Here is a 3,081-nt window from a genome sequence, read left to right as displayed (position 1 = left end):
GAGGCAGCGGCGGGCGGTACGGCACCGGTGACGACGTCGGCGGCGGTCGGCGCGGCTGTGGGCAGTTCGCGCGGTATGGGAGCGGGCTGCATCCCGCTGGGGTCACCGAAGCCGGCAGCGAAGATCGGGGAGCCGACGGCCACGGCGGAGGGGGCGACGGGCACCGTCCCGGTGACATTGGGGTGGCTGACCCGGCCGGAGTGCATGAGCTGCGCGAAGATCCGACCGCCGTTCGCATGCACCGCATCGGTGACCTGCTTCCACGCGGCAACCTGCCCGGAGGTGTGCAGTCCGGGGGTGTTCGTCGTGGACTGGCTCCTCAGGCTGGGCTGGATGCCCTCGGAGATCAGTAGACCGGCGGTGGCCCGCTGGGCGTAGTACGCCGCAACGGCCTCAGTGGCCAGGCCGTCGGCGCTTGCGCGGGAGCGGGTCATGGGGGCCATCACTACGCGGTTGGGCAGCGACAGGTGACCCAGGCGGAAGGGTTCGAACAGGGAGGGCATACGGAACTCCTGCGATGTCTGACCGGCCGGGAGCCCTGAACCGCACGGCGGGCGCGACGGGACCTCATCGGTGCCTCGCTCCAGCGACTTCTGTACCGATCGATAAACTGTACCGATCGATACACTGGCAGAAGTGCGCTACCACCGTCAAGCGGCTCTGTACCTTGCGGTAAAAAAGACTAGGCAGGTGAGATGGCATGAAGAGCGGGCGACCCCGCACGTTCGATGTCGACGAGGCGCTCCGGAGTGCCCTGAAGATCTTCTGGTCCAAGGGCTACGAAGGGACCTCGATGACGGACCTGACCGAGGCCATGGGCATCAACCGCCCGAGTCTTTACGCCGCCTTCGGGAACAAGGAAGACCTCTTCATGAGGGCCCTGGACCTGTACGTGCAGGGATTCCACTCCGCGGCCTCCGGTTTCGCCGAGGAGCCCACGGCCTATCGCGCGATCGAGGCTTTCCTCCGGTCGACCGCCCTGCTGTGCTCCGGCCCCTCCACCCCACGGGGCTGCCTTTTGGTCCAGGGCGCACTTGCCGTCGGGGACTCCAGCGAGGCAGTCAGGGAAGCGCTCGCCGCCCGTAGGGCCGCCGTCCTTGACGCCATCGCGCAACGTCTCCAGCGAGGGGTGGAAGACGGCGACCTGCCGGGAGACACTGACGTGACTGACCTGGCGGGCTACGTCATGGTCACCAACAACGGCATCGCCGTGCAGGCCGCGGGTGGCGCCACCCGGGACGAACTCATCCGGTGCATCGACATTGCCATGCGAGCCTGGCCCGCTGTTCGCTAAGGGAGGCCTTGCTGCGATGGGCAGCCTCTTTGCGACCACGGTTGAGATCTCATTCCGACCTTTGCCGCGATCGACGACTTCTGTCCCACGGGAGCGCTGACGTCGGCATTGAGGAGCTGCGGGTGCCGGGGGTGACCGACCCGGGCCAGGTCGAGCCTGCGCATGGCGTAGGCGGTCTCGGTGGCGAGACGGTCGCACTCTGCGGCGGTCCTGTGGCGGCCTGCCAGGGGCCGTACGTTTCGTCTCCCAGGCGACCGTCCATCTGGCCTGACAACTAAGCCGCACCCCACTCATGGGCGAGCGCGGCCGCCTCGCCACGCGAGCTGACACCGAGTTTGTCGAAGATCTTGGCGATGTGGAACTTCACTGTCGACTCACTGATGTGGAGTTCCTGGGCGATATCCCGGTTGCGCCGCCCCCGGGCGAGCAGGCTCAGTACCTCCAGCTCGCGGGCCCCCAGCTCGGTCAGCGGGTCGTGGCGTGGTGTGTCGGGTGGCGTGAGCGGGATTTCGATGGTCACCGTCGTGCCCCAATCCGGTACGGCATCGGCCTCGAACCGTCCGCCGAGCGGAGTCAGCCGGTCGACAACCCGGCGTGCGTCGAGCGAGCTCCGGGAAAGGGTGCCGGGCCCGTCGTCCCGTACGGTGGCCCGCAGGTCCGCCGCACCCACCTTCCAGCTGACGTGGATCCGGCTGACCTCGCGACCGTCCGGCCCGGTCCCCTGGTCCTCCAACGAGGCGTGGACGATGGCCCGCACCACAGCTGACGCCGTGTTGACGACATCTCCCGGCAGGAGACGGTCGGCGCCTTCCTCGGCGCCTGGCCTGCCAAGATCCAGGCGGATACCGCGGGCCCGCAGAATCCGGCGCAGCGACTCGGCGAGCCGCTCGAAGGCGTCCCCCGCCCGCTTCTCCACCAGGGTCTGATCGAGCTGCGCCCGCGAGCGCAGCTCGACCAGGGCGGTGAGGATCAGGTCGATGGCACGGGCGCGGGCGCCGGAGTCGTCCAGGTCCCGGTCGCGCAGGACGCCGAGCAGCCCGCTCAGCACCGCTCCGTGGGTGTCGACGAGTTCGGAGATGGCCGTGGCGCGTGCGGATGCCGCCGCGCGGGACACCGCCAGGATCTCGGGCAGCGCCTCGGTCCGAAGGCCTTCCCGGTGCGCCGTCAGTACGTCCCACAGGGCCTGGACGGGAGCCACCCGGTCCTCCGGCAGCGGTGTGTCCTCGGTCCGTACCAGAACCAGCAGGGCCGGGGGCTCGGTGATGATGCTGGCCAGAGCCAGCACCGGAGCATCGGTACCCGCCAGCTGCGCCCTTCCCTGCCAGCTTCCCCCTTCCGGCACCCGGGGTCGCAGCGCGGCGACCTCGGATGTGGTGATGACCTGGCCGGGCTCACCGTCCGCCGCTCCGTGGACCTTGAACGGCGCGTAGGCGCAGTTGGGGGACAGATCTGCCAGCGCGTGGTGGGGAACCGTCTCCGCCAGGGAGGCGGACAGGCGCGGCAAGGTCTCGATCAGGGGCGCGCGGATCACATGAAGTGCGGCCATCGGGTCCATGCCCGTCAGCGTAGCCATGCCGTCCCGCGCTCCCGCTGTCCTTTCGGCCAGTGAGAACCGTCCGAAAGGACAGCGGGAGCCGAGCCGCCGATGCCGAAGGTGGAGACGTTGTCCATGAGCCGCTCCACGGCGGCGTGCACCCGTCCCATCCGTCCGTGCCACCCGGTCCGTCTCCGGCATTCGTACGGATGTATGCCACCCGGCCCCCGCCGCAGGCGCCCTCCATCAGGTG

The 3,081-nt window shown here is 69.3% G+C and carries 2 protein-coding genes and 1 pseudogene; 1 reads left to right on the top strand and 2 read right to left on the bottom strand.

The annotated features are described in order from the left end of the window. Window positions 1–503: pseudogene (locus ABZ646_RS43755) on the bottom strand (alkene reductase); the annotation flags it as partial. 197 nt (window positions 504–700) lie between these two features. Between ABZ646_RS43755 and ABZ646_RS43750 the strand changes: the two are divergent. Next, entirely contained in the window at window positions 701–1,294 is a 594-nt protein-coding gene (locus ABZ646_RS43750) for a TetR/AcrR family transcriptional regulator (protein WP_360532559.1), read from the top strand. A 274-nt stretch (window positions 1,295–1,568) separates the two neighbouring features. On the opposite strand, the gene ABZ646_RS43745 is transcribed toward ABZ646_RS43750, so the two are convergent. Continuing rightward, window positions 1,569–2,867, bottom strand: coding sequence for a LuxR C-terminal-related transcriptional regulator (locus tag ABZ646_RS43745; RefSeq protein ID WP_360532556.1), 1,299 nt, complete (start codon window positions 2,865–2,867; stop codon window positions 1,569–1,571). Window positions 2,868–3,081 lie beyond the last annotated feature (214 nt).

The sequence above is a fragment of the Streptomyces sp. NPDC007162 genome, assembly GCF_040634175.1.
Classification (GTDB): Bacteria; Actinomycetota; Actinomycetes; order Streptomycetales; family Streptomycetaceae; genus Streptomyces.
Note: the sequence above shows the minus strand (reverse complement) of the source record. Positions and strands in the feature narration are given on the sequence as shown.